Origin of the sequence: Bacillus altitudinis (assembly GCF_001191605.1) — a bacterium.
Lineage (GTDB): Bacteria > Bacillota > Bacilli > Bacillales > Bacillaceae > Bacillus > Bacillus altitudinis.
The window spans coordinates 1,585,214-1,603,605 of record NZ_CP009108.1 but is presented as its reverse complement, the minus strand read 5'-3'; the positions used below and the strand labels follow the sequence as shown (position 1 = coordinate 1,603,605).

At 43.8% G+C, this 18,392-nt stretch carries 19 protein-coding genes and 2 riboswitches; of the genes, 1 reads left to right on the top strand and 18 read right to left on the bottom strand.

From position 1 onward, the window contains the following. Positions 1 to 3 precede the first annotated feature (3 nt). The 18 genes from purH to ID12_RS08000 form a co-directional block, all read right to left on the bottom strand. Positions 4 to 1,542, bottom strand: a complete 1,539-nt coding sequence (gene purH, locus ID12_RS08080; protein ID WP_008344287.1) for a bifunctional phosphoribosylaminoimidazolecarboxamide formyltransferase/IMP cyclohydrolase — start codon at positions 1,540 to 1,542, stop codon at positions 4 to 6. Between the two features lie 15 nt (positions 1,543 to 1,557). Then, positions 1,558 to 2,127: a phosphoribosylglycinamide formyltransferase gene (gene purN, locus ID12_RS08075; protein ID WP_008344288.1), complete on the bottom strand. Its 570-nt coding sequence runs from the start codon at positions 2,125 to 2,127 to the stop codon at positions 1,558 to 1,560. Continuing rightward, complete coding sequence (gene purM, locus ID12_RS08070; RefSeq protein ID WP_017366751.1) at positions 2,124 to 3,164, bottom strand: phosphoribosylformylglycinamidine cyclo-ligase; 1,041 nt, start codon at positions 3,162 to 3,164, stop codon at positions 2,124 to 2,126. Before purM ends, purN begins: the two co-directional genes overlap by 4 nt. A 96-nt stretch (positions 3,165 to 3,260) precedes the next feature. Next, complete coding sequence (gene purF / locus ID12_RS08065) at positions 3,261 to 4,691, bottom strand: amidophosphoribosyltransferase (RefSeq protein WP_017359819.1); 1,431 nt, start codon at positions 4,689 to 4,691, stop codon at positions 3,261 to 3,263. Further along, on the bottom strand, positions 4,667 to 6,898 hold the full coding sequence (gene purL, locus ID12_RS08060) for a phosphoribosylformylglycinamidine synthase subunit PurL (RefSeq protein WP_008344291.1): 2,232 nt from the start codon (positions 6,896 to 6,898) through the stop codon (positions 4,667 to 4,669). Before purL ends, purF begins: the two co-directional genes overlap by 25 nt. Beyond that, complete coding sequence (gene purQ, locus ID12_RS08055) at positions 6,882 to 7,565, bottom strand: phosphoribosylformylglycinamidine synthase subunit PurQ (protein ID WP_017359821.1); 684 nt, start codon at positions 7,563 to 7,565, stop codon at positions 6,882 to 6,884. Before purQ ends, purL begins: the two co-directional genes overlap by 17 nt. Continuing rightward, a complete protein-coding gene (gene purS, locus ID12_RS08050) occupies positions 7,562 to 7,816 on the bottom strand; it encodes a phosphoribosylformylglycinamidine synthase subunit PurS (protein WP_003214349.1) in 255 nt (84 codons plus the stop codon). Before purS ends, purQ begins: the two co-directional genes overlap by 4 nt. After that, the gene (purC, locus tag ID12_RS08045) at positions 7,809 to 8,531 is read right to left on the bottom strand and encodes a phosphoribosylaminoimidazolesuccinocarboxamide synthase (RefSeq protein ID WP_007496901.1); all 723 of its coding nucleotides are present in this window, start codon (positions 8,529 to 8,531) and stop codon (positions 7,809 to 7,811) included. The genes purS and purC overlap by 8 nt, the downstream gene beginning before the upstream one ends. 72 nt (positions 8,532 to 8,603) lie before the next feature. Further along, complete coding sequence (gene purB, locus ID12_RS08040) at positions 8,604 to 9,899, bottom strand: adenylosuccinate lyase (protein ID WP_017359822.1); 1,296 nt, start codon at positions 9,897 to 9,899, stop codon at positions 8,604 to 8,606. After that, positions 9,896 to 11,038: a 5-(carboxyamino)imidazole ribonucleotide synthase gene (gene purK / locus ID12_RS08035; RefSeq protein ID WP_050827021.1), complete on the bottom strand. Its 1,143-nt coding sequence runs from the start codon at positions 11,036 to 11,038 to the stop codon at positions 9,896 to 9,898. The genes purB and purK overlap by 4 nt, the downstream gene beginning before the upstream one ends. Then, positions 11,031 to 11,519, bottom strand: coding sequence for a 5-(carboxyamino)imidazole ribonucleotide mutase (purE, locus tag ID12_RS08030; RefSeq protein WP_050827020.1), 489 nt, complete (start codon positions 11,517 to 11,519; stop codon positions 11,031 to 11,033). Before purE ends, purK begins: the two co-directional genes overlap by 8 nt. A gap of 169 nt (positions 11,520 to 11,688) precedes the next feature. Then, positions 11,689 to 11,790, bottom strand: a riboswitch (purine riboswitch). A gap of 79 nt (positions 11,791 to 11,869) precedes the next feature. Continuing rightward, complete coding sequence (locus tag ID12_RS08025; RefSeq protein ID WP_008344299.1) at positions 11,870 to 12,070, bottom strand: NETI motif-containing protein; 201 nt, start codon at positions 12,068 to 12,070, stop codon at positions 11,870 to 11,872. Then, positions 12,067 to 12,621 (bottom strand): DUF2179 domain-containing protein, encoded by a 555-nt coding sequence (locus ID12_RS08020; protein ID WP_008344300.1) that lies wholly within the window; start codon positions 12,619 to 12,621, stop codon positions 12,067 to 12,069. The genes ID12_RS08025 and ID12_RS08020 overlap by 4 nt, the downstream gene beginning before the upstream one ends. 304 nt (positions 12,622 to 12,925) lie before the next feature. Next, the gene (locus ID12_RS08015) at positions 12,926 to 13,723 is read right to left on the bottom strand and encodes a hypothetical protein (protein WP_050827019.1); all 798 of its coding nucleotides are present in this window, start codon (positions 13,721 to 13,723) and stop codon (positions 12,926 to 12,928) included. A gap of 217 nt (positions 13,724 to 13,940) precedes the next feature. Next, positions 13,941 to 14,123: a YezD family protein gene (locus tag ID12_RS08010; protein ID WP_008344304.1), complete on the bottom strand. Its 183-nt coding sequence runs from the start codon at positions 14,121 to 14,123 to the stop codon at positions 13,941 to 13,943. An 18-nt stretch (positions 14,124 to 14,141) separates the two neighbouring features. Further along, on the bottom strand, positions 14,142 to 14,303 hold the full coding sequence (locus ID12_RS19340; protein WP_008344307.1) for a hypothetical protein: 162 nt from the start codon (positions 14,301 to 14,303) through the stop codon (positions 14,142 to 14,144). Between the two features lie 206 nt (positions 14,304 to 14,509). Beyond that, a complete protein-coding gene (locus tag ID12_RS08005) occupies positions 14,510 to 15,835 on the bottom strand; it encodes an NCS2 family permease (RefSeq protein ID WP_024719393.1) in 1,326 nt (441 codons plus the stop codon). A gap of 145 nt (positions 15,836 to 15,980) precedes the next feature. Beyond that, a riboswitch (purine riboswitch) is annotated at positions 15,981 to 16,082 on the bottom strand. A gap of 126 nt (positions 16,083 to 16,208) precedes the next feature. Further along, positions 16,209 to 17,087: a LysR family transcriptional regulator gene (locus ID12_RS08000; protein WP_017359827.1), complete on the bottom strand. Its 879-nt coding sequence runs from the start codon at positions 17,085 to 17,087 to the stop codon at positions 16,209 to 16,211. Between the two features lie 100 nt (positions 17,088 to 17,187). On the opposite strand from ID12_RS08000, the gene ID12_RS07995 reads away from it, so the two are divergent. Then, positions 17,188 to 18,375, top strand: coding sequence for an MFS transporter (locus ID12_RS07995; RefSeq protein WP_050827018.1), 1,188 nt, complete (start codon positions 17,188 to 17,190; stop codon positions 18,373 to 18,375). Positions 18,376 to 18,392 lie beyond the last annotated feature (17 nt).

The following is an 18,392-nucleotide window of genomic DNA, read 5'->3' as shown; positions in this document are numbered from 1 at the left end:
CCCTTAATGTTTGAAATGTCTAACGCCAGTGAAGACCATGGCGATGCCGTATTCATCTGCTTTTTGGATCGATTCTTCATCACGAATGGAACCACCTGGCTGGATGATCGCTGTAACGCCTGCCTTTGCAGCAGCTTCTACTGTATCGCCCATTGGGAAAAATGCATCAGAACCTAGTGCACTGCCTTTTGCCTTTTCACCTGCTTGCTCAATCGCAATGTTAGCCGAGCCAACACGGTTCATTTGACCAGCGCCGATGCCTGCTGTCATTTGATCCTTCGCTAGAACGATAGCATTTGATTTCACATGCTTGACGACTTTCCAAGCGAGCTTTAAGTCTTTCCATTCGTCTTCAGTTGGCTCTCTCTTCGTTGGAATAGAGATCGTTGCTTCCTCTAAGCCGTATGTGTCGATATCCTGAACGAGCAATCCACCATGAACACTTGTGAGCTGCTTTTCTTTTTTCCCAAGATCTGCTTCTACATCTAATGTTAGTAGACGAAGATTCTTTTTCGCTGTTAACACGTCAAGTGCTTCTTGGCTGAACGATGGTGCGATGACGATTTCTAAGAAAATCGTATGGAGCACCTCAGCCGTTTGCTTGTCTACTTCACGATTAAGCGCCACAATGCCGCCGAAAATAGATGTTTCATCTGCTTTAAATGCACGGTCAAATGCTTCTGCAATCGTTTCACCTGTCCCAACACCACATGGGTTCATATGCTTTACAGCCACAGCCGCTGGCTCCGTAAATTCACGTACAATTTGAAGCGCTGCATCTGCATCTTTAATGTTGTTGTAGGAAAGTTCTTTTCCATGTAATTGCGTTGCAGTAGCTAAAGAGCCTTTGCTTGGAAGTGCATTTTCATAGAACGTCGCCGCTTGGTGCGGGTTTTCTCCATAACGAAGAGATTGTTTTTTCTCAAATGTAACTGTGAACTGTTCTGGCTCTGTTTCGCCAACAAAGTTCGTTAAATAATCCGCAATCAGGGCATCGTAAGCAGCTGTATGACGGAATACTTTTGCTGCAAGCTCACGTTTTTTCTCTAGTGAGACGCCGCCTTCTTTGATTTGTTGAACGACAGAATCATAATCACGCGGGTCTACAATCACCGTGACGTCCTGATGGTTTTTAGAAGCAGCACGAAGCATACCCGGTCCGCCAATATCAATGTTTTCAATCGCTTCTTCATACGTGACATCGTCTTTTGAAATGGTCTCTTTGAATGGATATAGATTCACAACGACAAGATCAATCGGCTGAATGCCGTGTTTTTCAATCTGTGCCATATGCTCATCGTTTTCTCTCACTGCTAACAGTCCACCATGAATGTTCGGATGAAGCGTTTTGAGTCGTCCGTCCATGATTTCTGGGAAGCCAGTCACTTCAGAAATACCAATGACATCAATGCCGTTCTCTTGAAGAAGTTTGTGTGTACCACCAGTTGAAATCACTTCAACGCCAAGTTCTGTTAGTTCTTTCACAAAAGGTACAAGATTTGTTTTATCGGAAACACTGATTAATGCGCGTTTGATCGTCATGCCTTTGTCACCTCATTAAGATAATTCTAAAAGTGATTTGATCACTTTTGGATATAGTGTATGTTCTAATTCATGCATTCTTTTTTCAATGGATTCAAGGTCTTCCCCTTGTTCAATATGAATGGCTGCTTGGTCAATAATCGGGCCGGTATCCATGCCTTCGTCGACATAATGTACCGTGATGCCTGCCACTTTGACTCCTGCTTGATAGGCTTGTCCAATCGCATCGAGTCCAGGAAATGCTGGCAGTAAAGAAGGGTGGATATTCACGATTTTCCCTCTAAATGCATCAAGCAATGTCGGACCGATCAGTCGCATATACCCAGCGAGGAAAATCCATTCCACTTCATGCAGCTTCAGCTGTTCAATGATGGTTTGCTCAAAAGCGGCTTTACTCGGGAAAGCCTTCGGCGTAAAAGAAAAGGACGGAATACCCTCTTTCTCTGCCCGCTCCAGCACCTTCGCACCCGGTTTATCACAGATCACAATGGCGGCTTTTGCCGGCCACTGTTCTTCTTTTAACGTATCAATAATGGCTTGAAAATTTGTCCCGCTGCCAGAGGCGAAGATCGCAAACTTTTTCATGAGAGGCTTCCACCACCGAAAGTGACGCCTTCTCCTTTTTGAACTCGTCCGATAAGGAAGGCTTTTTCTCCGTCTTGTTCAAGTCCGCTAATCACATCGACGAGATCATCCTCTTTGACGGCTAGGACAAAGCCGATACCCATATTAAATACATTGAACATCTCTTCTGCTTTCAATTGCCCTTTTTCTTGAATAAAGGAGAAAATAGGCGGAACTGGCCATGAGCCGTTATCAATCTCAACACCAAGTCCTTCAGGCAACATACGTGGTAAATTCTCAATAAAGCCGCCGCCTGTCACATGTGCCATACCGTCAACTTTGCCAGCTTTCACTTGTTTAAGAACAGGCTTGACATAAATCTTCGTCGGTTCAAGCAGCTCTTCTCCAAGTGGTCTTGTAAAAGGTTCATACGTTTGGTGAAGATCTAGACCCGCATCTTCAAGCAATACTTTTCTTACAAGAGAATAGCCATTGCTATGAATGCCGCTAGAGCTGAGTCCAATCAGCAAATGTCCTTCCTTGATGTTCTCACCTGTGACGATTTCATCCTTTTCAACGACACCTACAGAAAATCCAGCAATATCATATTCTTCTTCTGTGTAAAGACCCGGCATTTCTGCTGTCTCTCCGCCGACAAGCGCTGAACCAGACTGCTCGCATCCGTCAGCTACACCTTTGACAATGGATTCAATTTTCAAAGGATCTGCTTTTCCAACTGCTAAGTAATCTAAGAAAAAGAGCGGCTCTGCCCCTTGTGCAAGTACATCGTTCACACACATAGCGACAGCATCTACACCGATCGTATCGTGTTGATCCATTAAAAATGCTAGCTTTAATTTCGTACCAACACCATCTGTTCCTGAGACAAGAACGGGCTTTTTGTATGGCAGTTCAGATAAATCAAACATCCCACCAAATCCGCCTAGAGCACCCATGACACCTGCTCTTTTTGTACGTTCTACGTGTGTTTTCATTCGTTTAACGGCTTCGTATCCTGCTTCGATGTCGACACCGGCGTTTTTATATGCTTCTGACATCCCATTCACTCCTTTTATCTGCTTGTCTTCCATGTATTTTCGGCAGAATGAAAGAGCAGCATATCAAATCACGTTGACTGCTGCTCCATTATTCGATTATTTCGTCAGGACTGTTTCCTTCACATGAGGAAGGACAGTATCTTCATAAATTTCGGTCGGGTATTTTCCAGTAAAGCATGCTAAACACTGACCGCGCTGCGGATCATCATACTTTCTGCCAATCCCGTCCATTAAACCGTCTACAGATAAAAATGCAATGGTGTCTGCACCGATTTCCTGTCTAATTTCTTCCACTGAATGAGATGATGCAATCAGCTCTTCGTGTGTAGACGTATCAATTCCATAAAAACATGGATGAGCGATTGGCGGTGAACTAATGCGTACATGCACTTCCGTCGCTCCCGCTTCTCTTAGCATCGTCACAATTCGGCGGCTTGTGGTTCCGCGTACGATGGAATCATCCACCATGACGACACGTTTGCCTTCGACCACCCCACGCACAGCAGACAGCTTCATTCGCACGCCCTGCTCACGCAATGCTTGAGACGGCTGAATAAATGTCCGGCCGACATATCGGTTTTTAATTAAACCTAGCTCATATGGAATACCTGTTGCTTCGGCATAGCCAATCGCTGCAGAAATACTGGAGTCTGGCACACCTGTCACGACATCTGCTTCGACATGTGCTTCTTCTGCAAGCTTCTTGCCAAGATTCTTTCTCGCACTATGCACGTTGATACCATTGATATTGCTGTCCGGTCTTGAGAAATAAATGTATTCCATGCTGCACATGCTGCGGTTAATGTTCATCGAGAAGCGCTCAGATTTTAAGCCTTCATCATTAATGATCAGCATTTCGCCAGGCTCTACATCTCGTAAATAGGTAGCACCAACGACATCAAAGGCACATGTTTCAGAAGCGACAACATAAGCATCCCCAAGCATACCAAGTGAAAGTGGGCGTAATCCGTTCGGATCAAGCGCTACGATCATTTCTGTTTCCGTCATGATTAAGAAAGCATAAGCTCCTTTTAGCATGGACAGAGCATTTTTGATTTGATCCTTCAAATCCATATATCCGCTACGCTTAATTAAGTGAGCGAGCACTTCGGTATCAGAAGACGTTTGAAAAATACTTCCTTGGTTCTCTAGCTGCTGTTTTAATTGCGTTGCATTGACCAAGTTTCCATTATGAGCAAGGGCAAGGCTGCCATTGTTTTGTGAGCGGAAGAAGAGGGGCTGCACATTCTCAAAGCCGCCTCCGCCTGCTGTCGCATACCGAACGTGTCCGATCGCACCTTTTCCCTTTAAATCCTTAAGCTCACCATTTTGGAACACTTCCGTAATCAGTCCAAGGCCTTTGTGTGACGTCAGGTTTTCACCGTCTGTTGCAATAATTCCCGCACCTTCTTGTCCTCGGTGCTGAAGGCTATGCAATCCGTAATAGGTGATTTGCGGGGCTTCTTCGTGTCCCCAAACCCCAAAGACGCCACATTCTTCGTTTAAGCCTCTGATTTCAGCAAGCATGGGATCGCTCCTTTCCATGCGCGTTCAAGCTCGTTGACTGCCGCATGAATCCATTGTTGTCCTTCTTGATTTTTGACAGTGAATACACCATCATTTGTGACCGTTCCGACTTCTTTTGCATCTTGCACAGCCGCAGCAAATGCTTCGCGGTTTTCTGGTTTCACTGTGACGACAAAACGTGACTGTGATTCACTAAATAGTGATGCTGCGCTGTTTAGATCGATCTGGATATCAGCGCCAAGACCATCTGTTCCAAATGTACTTTCAGCTAGAGCTACACCAAGACCGCCTTCAGACACATCATGTGCTGACTGAACAAGTCCGTTTTGAATTGCTGCTAATAGGGCTTCTTGACGCGCCAGCTCTACATCCAAATCAATTTCTGGTGCTTTTCCGTAGATACGGCCTTCTGTCATTTTTTGAAGCTCACTGCCTGCGAATTCTTCCTTCGTTTCACCAATGACGAAAATCACATCGCCTGCCTGCTGGAACGATTGAGTCGTAATATGAGCTGTATCTTCAATCAAACCAACCATGCCAATGACTGGCGTTGGGTAAATGGCTGTTCCATTTGATTCGTTATATAAAGAGACGTTACCGCCGATGACCGGTGTGCTTAATGTACGGCAAGCTTCGCTAATGCCATCAGCAGACTTTTCAATCTGCCAGAAGATTTCTGGTTTCTCCGGGTTACCGAAGTTCAAGTTATCTGTTACTGCAAGCGGACGAGCGCCTGAGCAGACAATGTTACGTGCGGCTTCTGCGACGGCGATCTTCCCGCCAACCTCTGGATCAAGGTAGAGATAACGTGCGTTACAATCTGTTGTCATCGCAAGAGCTTTTTTCGTCCCACGGATTCTGAGCACGCCCGCATCAGAGCCTGGTGCAACGACTGTATTTGTCCGAACCATGTAGTCATATTGATCATAAACCCATTCTTTACTTGCAATTGTTGGCTGTTTTAACAGCTGTTTCAATGTATCTGCTGCATCTGTGATCGCTGGAGCTTCCACTTTTGTTTCTAAAAACTCGCGATAGTATGCAGGCTCACTTGACGGCTTGTGATAAACCGGTGCTTCTTCTGCAAGTGCATCAACTGGAAGCTCACACACTACTTCTCCTTGATGGAGTAAACGAAGCATTTTATCGTCTGTCACATGACCGACTGAGACTGCTTCAAGATCATATTTTTCAAAAATATCAATGATTTCTTGCTCACGGCCTTTTTCAATGACCAACAGCATTCTCTCTTGGGATTCAGACAGCATCATTTCATACGCTGACATGCCTGTTTCACGCTGAGGGATCAGGTCTAGGTTCATTTCGATACCTGAACCGGCTTTACTTGCCATCTCTGCACTTGAGCTAGTTAAGCCAGCCGCTCCCATATCTTGAATGCCCACAAGCGCATCATTTTTGATGACTTCAAGACATGCTTCAAGCAAAAGCTTTTCCATGAACGGATCGCCGACTTGAACCGCTGAACGTTTTTCTTCTGATTCATCAGAAAATTCTTCAGACGCAAATGTTGCACCGTGAATCCCGTCACGTCCCGTTTTAGCACCAACGTACATGACCGTATTGCCAACACCTTTTGCCTGCCCTTTCTTGATGTCTTCATGGTTGATTAACCCTACACACATCGCGTTAACGAGCGGATTGCCTTCATAGCTTTGATCAAAATGAACTTCTCCGCCGACTGTTGGAATACCGATACAGTTTCCATAGCCTGCAATCCCTGCCACTACTTCTTCAAACAAGTACTTCACGCGCGGTGAAGTCAGTTCACCAAAACGAAGAGAGTTTAATACCGCAATTGGACGAGCACCCATGGAGAATACATCACGGATGATTCCGCCGACACCTGTTGCCGCTCCTTGATACGGTTCAATTGCAGATGGATGGTTATGTGATTCGATTTTAAATACAACCGCTTGGTTGTCTCCAATATCAACGATTCCAGCGCCTTCCCCAGGACCTTGCAGAACATGCTCTCCTTTTGTCGGGAATTTGCTTAAAACAGGCTTTGAGTTTTTATAACTGCAATGCTCTGACCACATGACAGAAAAGATACCCGTTTCTGTGTAGTTTGGCAGCCTGCCAATAATGGATTCGATTAAAGCGAATTCTTCATCACTCAATCCCATTTGCTGATACAATTTCTCTTCTTTAATTTGCTTGTGACTTGGTTCAAGCAGTAGTGACATGAGTGTCCCTCCAATTTTTCACGATAGATTGAAACAATTTAAGTCCGTCTGCGCTGCCTAGTAATGAGTCAACCGCGCGCTCAGGGTGCGGCATCATGCCGAGTACATTGCCCTGTTCATTCGTTACACCTGCAATTCGATTGACACTGCCGTTAATATCGTCACCGTAAGTGAAAGCGATTTGGCCTTGTTCAATCAGCTTCGCTAACGTGTCTTCGTCACAGTAGAAGTTGCCTTCACCGTGTGCTACAGGAATCGTAATCGATTCACCTTTTTGATAACCGCTTGTAAATTGCGTTTCGTTGTTCTCTACAATGAGTTCAACTGGACGACAGATAAATTTTAGATCTTTATTCCGTCTCATTGCACCTGGCAAAATGCCAAGCTCCTGAAGAATTTGGAACCCGTTACAAACACCAAGAACAGGTTTTCCTTCCGCAGCTGCTTTTTTCACAGCCGGCATGATGTTAGAAAAACGAGCAATCGCACCGCATCTTAAGTAATCCCCATAAGAGAAACCGCCTGGTACGAGTACACCGTCAAAACCATCAAGACTCGTTTCGTCGTGCCATACATATTCAACTTGTTCACCTAACTCATCTTGAATCGCATGATACATATCGATATCACAGTTAGAGCCAGGCAAGACGATCACTGCAAACTTCACTGTGCGACAACCTCCTCCACCTCATAGCGGTAATCTTCAATCACCGTGTTGGCAAGCAATTTTTCACACATTTCTTTGACCACTGTGTCTAAGTCACGATCTGATTTCTCAATGACTAGCTCCATATATTTCCCGATACGGACATCCTTTACTTCCTGATAAGACATACTGTGCAAAGCGTGCTGCACGGCACTTCCTTGTGGATCAAGAACGCTCTCTTTTAAGCTGACAAAAATTTTCACTTTATACATGTTTATGGCCTCCAAGTCTTTTGAAAATTTCTTCGTATGCATTTGTTAAGCCGCCCAGGTTTCGTCTGAACACGTCTTTATCAAGCTTTTCGTTTGTGTCTTTGTCCCAAAGCCTGCACGTATCAGGTGAAATCTCATCAGCTAGCAAAATACGATTCTCGTGATCTATTCCGAATTCAAGCTTGAAATCAATTAAATTCACATGGCAATCTGAGAAGATTTGCTTCAATTCTTCATTCACTTGTCTTGTGATTTGTTTCATTTCCTCCACCTGCTCAGGTGTCGCTGCATGTAAAATGCGAATATGATCTTCTGTAATGAGCGGATCGCCGAGTGCATCATCTTTGTAGTAAAACTCGATCAAAGGTGTGTCCAGTTTCGTTCCCTCTGGAATCCCAAGACGTTTTGACATACTGCCTGCCACCACGTTTCGCACAACGACTTCAAGCGGTACGATGTCTACCTTTTGAATGAGCTGTTCTGTTTCAGATAGGCGTTTCACAAAGTGATTGTTGATCCCTTTCTCATGTAGCATTTGAAAAATCAAGCTAGAAATTTCGTTATTCAGTCTGCCTTTGCCTTCAATTTCCGCTTTCTTCTCACCGTTAAATGCTGTAGCTGAGTCTTTATATTCAACATATAAAATATGCTCGTCATCGGTCTGATAGATTCTTTTCGCTTTGCCTTCGTAGAGAAGTTCTTGTTTCACAGTCATTCAGATTGGCCTCCTAATTTGAATGTTGGCAATTTTCAGGATTAGGCGCCTGACTAGCAGGCGGCCCATTTCTTACGCAAGACCTAGACGTTCGAAAATCATATCGACATTTTTCAAGTGATAGTTGTAATCGAAGCAGTCAGCGATTTGTTCAGGTGTTAAGCGTGAAGTGATTTTCTCTTCTGCTTCTACTAATGTACGGAATGGTACTTGTTTCTCCCAAGCTTCCATCGCCTTTGGCTGAACCGTGTCATATGCTTCTTCTCGTGCCATACCTGTATCAATGAGTGCAAGCAGAACACGCTGTGAGTAAATTAAGCCGAGTGTGCGGTCCATGTTGCGCTTCATGTTTTCAGGGAAAACCGTTAAGTTTTTCACGATGTTTGAGAAACGGTTGAGCATGTAGTTCAGGGCAATCGTTGCATCTGGTAAAATGATGCGTTCAGCAGATGAATGAGAAATATCACGTTCATGCCAAAGCGGTACATTTTCATAAGCAGTCAGCATATAACCACGGATGACGCGGGCAATTCCCGTCATATTTTCAGAACCGATCGGGTTTCGTTTATGAGGCATCGCTGATGATCCTTTTTGTCCTTTTGCAAAGAACTCTTCTACTTCACGTGTTTCACTCTTTTGAAGACCACGAATTTCAACAGCAAATTTCTCAATGCTTGTTGCAACTAAAGCAAGGGTTGCCATGTAATCTGCATGACGGTCACGCTGCAAGGTTTGGGTTGAAATTGGTGCAGCTTTGATGCCAAGTTTCTCACATACATATTGCTCAACAAACGGGTCGATGTTCGCATATGTGCCAACAGCACCAGAGATTTTGCCGTATTCGATGCCGGCTTTTGCTTGTTTAAAACGTTCTAAGTTACGCTTCATTTCCTCGTACCAAAGACCAAGCTTTAGGCCAAATGTTGTCGGTTCAGCGTGTACACCGTGTGTACGGCCCATCATGACGGTATATTTGTGCTCTTTTGCTTTTTCTTTTAGTATGTCAACAAATCTCTCAATGTCCTTGAGCAAAATATCGTTCGCCTGTTTTAATAGATATGAAAGCGCCGTATCCACTACGTCTGTCGAGGTTAACCCGTAATGAACCCACTTTCTTTCTTCTCCTAGAGATTCAGATACAGCACGCGTAAAGGCAACCACGTCGTGGCGCGTGTCTTGTTCAATCTCTAGAATACGATCAATATCAAAGCTTGCATTCTTACGCATAGTCACAACGTCTTCTTTCGGAATGATGCCAAGTTCTGCCCAAGCTTCACAAGCGAGAATTTCTACTTCAAGCCATGCATTAAATTTGTTTTCCTCTGTCCAGATTGCTGACATTTCTGGTCGTGCGTAACGTTCGATCATTTCCCGTTTCCTCCATCTCTTTCAGTCCATATCTTTGTGATGTTTGCCATCCAGTCATCATCAAGCTGTTTCATAAATGTCATATGCCCCATTTTGCGGCCGGCTTTTACTTCATGTTTGCCATATAGATAAAGCTTCGCTTCCTTTAAAAGCTCAGGATGTTCTTTTGGGATGTCCACTTCATCGCCCAGCAAATTCACCATCATGCCCTCTGATAAAAGAGCTGTTCCGCCAAGCGGCAAACCGCATATGGCGCGAATGTGCTGTTCAAACTGACTCGTCTCACATAAATCCAATGTGTAATGTCCAGAGTTATGTGGGCGCGGTGCCAGTTCATTGACGAGCAGCTTCCCTTCATTTGTCAAGAACAGTTCAACAGCAAGCGTACCGACTAGCCCTAGCTTTTCAGCAAGCGTTGTTGCCAGTTCTTTTGCTTTCTCCTGAATGCTGCCATCTACCCGTGCAGGCACGATGCTTTGGAATAAAATATTGTGCTTATGAATGTTCTCAGCGACTGGGAATGTCGCAATTTCTCCATGAACAGACCGCGTCACAATCACGGACAGTTCCATTTGGAAAGGAACCCAGCTTTCTAAAATACATGTCCCATGAGTGAGAAGTGCAACAGCTTCATGAAGCTGATCCTTCTCTTTAATGACGTACTGTCCTTTACCGTCGTAACCACCTCTGCATGTTTTCAGCACAGCTGGCAAACCAAGCGCATTTACTGCATCTTTCAGCTCCTTCTCATCATGAACGATGCGATAAGGGGCGACTTCACAGCCTGCATCTACAATCCCTTTTTTCTCCGTTTCACGGTTTTGGGTTAAAAGAAGGAGTTCGCTTCCTTGCGGTAAATACGCCTCTTCCTTCAGTTGATTGAGTGCATCATAATCAATGTTTTCAAATTCATATGTGACCACATCACTGATGTCCGCCAGCTGCCTGATCGCTTTAAGGTCACTGTATGCGGCTGTGATTTCTGTATCAGCAACCTGTCCACAAGGTGAATGTGTGACGGGGTCAAGAACTGCTGCACGGTAACCCATTTGCTTTGCACTGACGGCCATGTATCTGCCAAGCTGTCCGCCGCCGATGATACCAATGGTTGCGTTTGGAAAAATGGTCTGCTTAGCCAAGCTGATCACTGCTTTCTAATACAGTTTGTTTTGTTTGCTCTCTTCTTTCTTCAAGGCGTGTTCCAACGGCTTCATCGAATGCTGAAATCATTTGTGCAGCTAAAAGGCCTGCATTTGTTGCACCGGCTTTGCCGATTGCCACTGTGGCAACAGGTACACCGCCTGGCATTTGAACAATGGATAATAAGGAATCTAGCCCGTTTAATGCTTTTGATTGTACGGGCACACCAATGACCGGCAGTGTCGTTTTTGCTGCGACCATCCCCGGTAAATGTGCTGCGCCTCCAGCACCGGCAATAATGACCTTGAGTCCTTTACCTCTTGCTTCAGTCGCATATTCAAACATCAAATCAGGTGTCCGATGTGCGGATACAACCTGTTTTTCATACGGAATGTTCAATTCCTCTAAGATATCGCACGCATGTTTCATTGTTTCCCAATCAGATGTACTTCCCATGATGACACCTACAAGCGGCTTCATTTTGTCCCCACCTTTAAGCTATTATTCGATTTTGTATCGTTTGACACGCTTCCCAAACCTAAGTAGCTTGTCAAACGCCGAACAAAAAGACCCGGTTTGTATTGCATTGTTAGGAAGCAACACAAACCGGGCCATGGTAAGCGCTGTTCGCTTTTAAAACGCCATGTCAGTTTTGTTCACTATCCTGCATAGTCCAGTCATTTACGGTAACTGGGTAGAAACTTATGGGCCATATTCCCAAGATTATATGAGGCTCGTGTTTTGATTTCATGTTTATCTTAACAACGGATGTTCATGATGTCAACGGATTTATCGAACAATCTATGAAGTCGTCGTTTTAATGTTCGGATTTAGAGTATTTTTCCCTCAAATACGATTTTTTTCCCAATCGGAATGATCTGAATCGACCCATTTTCCTTCTTTTCCTGAAAGATCGGTTCCTCCATTCGTCGGACAGGTGAGTAGCCTTCCTCCGCCATCTGGGACAACACTTGATCAATCGTCATGTTGTCTTCCACATAGAATTTCTTTTTCTTTGGTTTTGCGGTCATTCTTTAATTCTCCTTTTCTTCACAGCCTTCACCCAGAAGCCGCCATGAATCGTTTTGGGCTCATACGAAATGATAAACGCCTTTGAATCAAGCGTTTTAATCGTTTCATATAATTGCAGTTCATATTTTCTCGGTGTTAAAATTTGCATCGCTGACCGGTCTCCTTCAAGACCTCCTACTACCCAGTTGGTGACGCCATATCCTTTTTCTCTCAATTGTTTTGGGAGATCTAGATCGATTTCTTTTGTAATCACGTTCACAGTAATGTAGCCAAGTGCCAGCTTCTCTTCAATTTTCATCCCTACAATGATTCCAATTCCATAACCTAGCGCATACGCAATGACATTTTGTACTTGATCTAAGTTATCTAATACGATACTCAAACCAATGACATAAATCAGCATCTCGACAGTACCAGCAAAAGCGGCTGCATACCTTCTGCCTTTCATTGTTAAAATTAAACGCATAGTGGAAAAAGAGACATAAACAATGTTAATCACTAAAATAATCAAAACCATGGTGAACGCATTGGATAAAAGTTGTTGAAGCACGATTCGAACCCCCTGCACTAAAAATCAAATAAAGCACCCCATATTCTACTAGAGAACAAACCTTGATACAATCAAATTTGCGCGAGAAAAACACATATATCTTTCGACAACAAGGGGTGGTCTTTGTTACCAAGAGTTTACCCGTTTTTTCCTCTTCTCAACATTTAAAGCCTCCTTTTTCAAAAGGAGGCTTTAAATGGTTGATAAAGGGCTAAAATGAACTTTATTTTAACCCTTTGTCTTTTTTCAGCGTGATAGAAAGCCTTTGAATTTTAAAAAGACCGAGTACACGCTGAAACGTGTTTTATCCAAACCGAACTGGAACAAGTGATGGGATCAAATACTCTCCGACAATGCCCCATAAAAGGGCAATGATAACGAGCTCAATCAACAAAAAGACCCAGCCGGCATACATCAAGTCTCCCCGTACAACATCTTGCTCTGATTGAATGGAGCGGAAGAGCACAATGGCAATCAGCTGAAGACCAAAAAACATCATGACGGATAAAATCACCGTTACATATGGAATATTCAGCATGGCAAATACAAGCCAAAGGATAGATAAAACCAAAACCGGCACAAGCACGGCACCGAACTTCATGATCACTTCTTTCAGCGATATGTTTCCTTTCAGCATGTACTTACCGAGCACCCAAACCGTCAGCATCATCAGTGTCAACAAAATGAGTGTAAAGACCGCTACCTTTAAAAAGGCGTCACCAAAAGAATAATGAATACCAAAACCTAATAAACGGGTCTTTGACGCCTTTAATTGAACGTAGTTGCCTAAAGCAAAAAACACACTGAATAACACAATTGAAATCCAGGCGTACTTCATGCGTAAAGTGTCCGCTTGATGGATCGCACGACTCGGTGATTTTAACATTGCGAGCCCATACGAGCCGTAGCGCTTAAACGCACCTCCAACACCTCTTGCGATGCGCTGAATGGCTGAACCCTCTTCATCAGCTGGCTTAGCCGTTCTTCCTCGTTTTGCAGCACTGCGGCTGAGGCGGGACTGCCTTGTTTCTTGATCTATTGATGGCTCTTCGTTTTCGTTTTTCGTTTCAGATGTGACCTGCTCTTGATCTTTCTCTAACATCCCATATCAACTCCTATCTCAGACAATCCGCACAGGCTCAAGTGACCTGTCCGAATGACTCCTATTAAAGTAGCGGAGTCTCTCTATTCAGTCAAGATTCCTTGACGTTCATACGAATAGACGGATAAAAGAATGAAGAGGTTTTAAATGGAGAGAAAATAAGACAAAACAAAAAAGCTGATGACTGGATCAGCTTTTCATCATCTTTCATCACTTTTCATGAACGATAGCGCCCCTGCTTTGCTTTCTGAATCCGAAGATTCTCCTGGTGTGCCGGGAAACGAGTCTTTTCTGTCGTATCGACTTGTGTAATTTGTCCATTATGAATGGTGATCACCACCGACCCGTATTCAATCCCTTTTAAGGCAGATAAAATAAAATTCAGCTTTTGTTCATCCATCGCTCATCCCCCATCCCACTAATTTTGCTTGCGCTCTTTTAAATAGAGAACCTCATTTTCCAGCTCATGAATCGTATAGTGCATGAGCGCTTCATGTTTTTCTTCATGCCCCCATAAAAGGAGCTGCTCAATCAATACCTGCTTTTTCCGCTCAATCACCTGCCTAAGCCAGCGTGACAAGTCATCCCCTCCCGTTATGATGAATGCAAGAAAAAAGGCACTCTGAACCCTTCTATAGAAAAAAGGAAATCAAAGCGCCTTTGGTGATCCAATCAGCGAATTATGTCTTTTTATCATAAACACATAATTCCTATAAGTCAACTATGTTTTTAAAATTTCCCTACAAAAAACAGCAGCCTCCATGAGCTGCTGTTTCAGACAAACGATTAATGATTTAAGAAAGCAAAATATAGAATAAAGATGACAAACAGGCCGTACATAATTGGATGCACTTCTTTTGCTTTTCCTTTAAAGATCATGGTGATCGGGTAGAAAATGAAACCAATCGCAATCCCTGTTGCAATACTATATGTGAGTGGCATCATAATCATGGTTAAGAAGGCCGGTACCGCAATTTCAAAACGATCCCATGCGATCTTTGCAAGAGGTGCTACCATCAGTGCACCGACAATGATTAAAGCAGGTGCCGTTACATTTGATGTCACGACAGATAATAGCGGCGAGAAGAACATCGCAAGTAAGAAGAAAATACCTGTCACGACGGCTGCAAAACCAGAGCGAGCACCCGCAGCAACACCTGAACTAGATTCAACATAAGACGTCGTCGTTGATGTACCAAGAACAGAACCGACGACGATAGAAGAAGAATCCGCCAGAAGCGCTCTTCCTGCGCGAGGCAGCTCATTATTTTTCATTAAACCAGCTTGTGTCGCCACAGCCACAAGTGTACCAGCTGTATCAAAGAACCCAACGAATAGGAACGTTAAAATGACCACAAGCATTTGAATGGAGAAGATGTCTGGCAAGTGAATCAAAGCTTGACCAAAGGTTGGAGACAAACTTGGAATGCTTCCGATAATTTGAGATGGAACTGGCACAAGACCAAAGATCATTCCAGCAATGGCTGTCACAAGCATCCCAATGAAGACACCTGCATTCACTCGAAGAACCATTAAAATGACAGTCACAACGATTCCAAATACCGTCAACAGGACAGGACCACTATGAATGTTTCCAATCGAAACGAGCGTATTATCGTTATTTGCAATAATGCCAGAGCCTTGAAGACCCACAAATGTAATGAACAAACCAATCCCTGCACCAACAGCCAGCTTCAGCTCACTCGGAATAGCATTGATGATTTTTTCACGGAAACCTGTTAAAGAAAGGGCAACGAAAATCAATCCTGAAACAAACACACCGGAAAGTGCTGCCTGCCATGAGATTCCCATACCAAGAACAACTGAGAAAGCGAAGAACGCATTCAGTCCCATACCTGGTGCAATCGCAATCGGGTACCTGGCGATCAATCCCATCAGGAAACAACCTGCCGCAGAAGCTAACGCCGTAGCTGTAAAGACAGCCCCCTGATCAATTCGTAATTTATCTGGAAAATCCGGTACTGCTACTAAAGCAAGTGTGATCGGATTAACAAACAAGATGTAAGCCATCGACAAAAATGTCGTTAAACCGCCGATGATCTCTCTGCGATAATTCGTACCTAACTCATCAAACTGAAAAAACTGTTTCAAAGCCAACTGACTCCCTTCATGTCCTTTTGCTTTAGTCTGTCCCATTCACAAGTCAAATAAAAAACGCCCCAACAGTTTTTGGGACGCTTGACTACAATGTGAATTCAGACCGTGACATCAAACAAGAACAATGCATGATTTATATCAAACGAGTGTGAATTGACGTAGTCAAGCCATTTACGGTAGCTTGGTAGAAACTTGCGGGCCATATCCCCGCCATTATACGACTTCTATCTATTTGATTTCTGTGTCTATTGTACCAACTTCATTTTTAAAACACAATACAAAAAGCGAACATTTTTCAAAGAAATGTCCGCTTCATTCGTCTTATTACACGAATTTGGAAAATCACATCTAGTTCTTTATACACCCATCACTGAATTCTGGCAAAAACCGTTTCTGCTACATCGAAAAATGCCTTCACAGCAGGAGAAGCTTGCGTGAGCGATGGACAGGCAAGCGCCACCTCACGATGATGCGATACATTCAGGTGACTGATCTGCACAAGTTGCTGCGTTTTCAGGAATAACTCAGGACCTATCGTCACACCAAGTCCTTCCCCAACCATGCGGGCAATGGTCGTACAATCATGCACTTCAAATAAAATAGACGGCTTGATTTGCGCCTCTGAAAAAATATCCTCTACATGGGATTGATACATGCCAGTTGGCATAATAAATGGTTCATCTGCTAATTCTTCCATGTCTACAATTGGCTGCTGCTCAAAACGATGATTTTCGTGATAGGCGACCACCATTTTATCTTTCATAAGTGGCAATAGATCAAACGATTCATCCGCTTTACCTTTTACAACAAAACCAACATCAATAATGCCAGAATCGAGCCACTCCAAGATCTCTTCATATGTCCCCTCATAGAACTTAAATTCAATATTTGGATGCTTTTTCTGATAGCTCACAAGCAGTTTTGGCAATAAACAAGCGGATGCACTGGCAAATGTTCCAATCCGAATCAAGCCAGATTCAATATTTTTGGTGAGCGCAATTTCCTGCTGAATTTTCTCTACTCGATTTAGCACTTCTCTTATATGCGGAAGAAGGGTTTCACCGGTGTCTGTCAGCGTAATGCCCTTTTTTCGGTCACGCACGAATAAAGACACACCCCACTCCGTCTCTAAACTTGCCACCGCATGACTCACGGCAGACTGTGTCATATTTAATGCTTCAGCTGCAGCTGTAAAACTGCCTAGCTCGACCACCTTAGCCATCGTCTCGAATCGAACAAAGCTCATGAGTATTCACTCATCCCTTTCATGAAAAACATCAATTTTACTTATGTTAGCACGGAATTTAAAATGAATACAACGTTTCAACATAAAGGAAGGGTTCAAAATGAAAAGTACATCTTATCCATTGCTCATATTTCTTTTAGCCGTCGGTTCTTTCGTCACAGGTACTTCAGAATTCGTCGTATCAGGCATACTGGACATCATTTCTGACGATCTGCACATCTCCATCCCGGTTGCAGGACAGCTCATCACCATCTATTCTCTTTTTTATGCGGTGGGTGCCCTCTTTTTAGTCATGGCCACATCGAAATTGAATCGAAAAAAGGTTCTTTTATCGGCGATTTCCATGTTTATAGCAGGTAATGTGCTTGCCTTTTTTAGCCATCACTTTATGCTGCTCATGCTCTCGCGAGTCATCATGGCCATGAGTGGCGGCTTATATATTGTGCTCGCAACAAATTACGCAGCGCAGCTCGCCCCGCCAGAAAAAAAGGGGAGTGCGATGGCAACAGTAATCACTGGATTTACTGTTTCACTAGTACTCGGTGTACCGATTGGAACATTTTTAGCAGGATATGTAGATTGGCATGCCATTTTTCTCATCATTGCAATAGGGACCACATGTCTCTTGTTTCTTCTGTATCGATTATTACCGCCTATGGAGGGACATTCCTATGTGCCATTTAAGCAGCAAATGCAAATTCTTCAAGACCGCAGGGTGTTAAGCGGATTAGCCACGACAGCCTTTTGGATCTTAGGTTACACGATGGTATTTGCTTACATTTCGCCATTATTGCGGCAAACATCCGGATTTACGCTTGAACTGACAAGCATTGCCTTGCTTGTCTTAGGCATCTCCGCTTTTATTGGCTCGCGCTTTGGTGGATACGCTGTCGATCAATGGGGACCAAACCGAACCATTTCAATCAGCATCACGGTTCAGATGCTCATGCTCTTTGCATTATCCTTTACACAATTTTCGGTAGTTGGCGTCTTCATCACGCTCGCCATTTGGGGCACCGCCACATGGACAACAACACCAGCGAAGCAATTTTATCTCATCTCCCTAAAACCCGAAACATCTGAAACCGTGCTGAGCTTTAATACAGCGATTATGAATATCGGCATGATGCTCGGATCATCAATGGGCGGTCTGATTATTCAATATACAAATGTAACGAATTTAAGTTGGATTGGCGGGCTAGCCAGTTTTGTTGCGTTGATGTTGATTCGGTACTCGTTCAATCGCAATCGACTGGCACATCAACAGATAAAAAGCGAACATGTGTAATCATGTTCGCTTTCTTA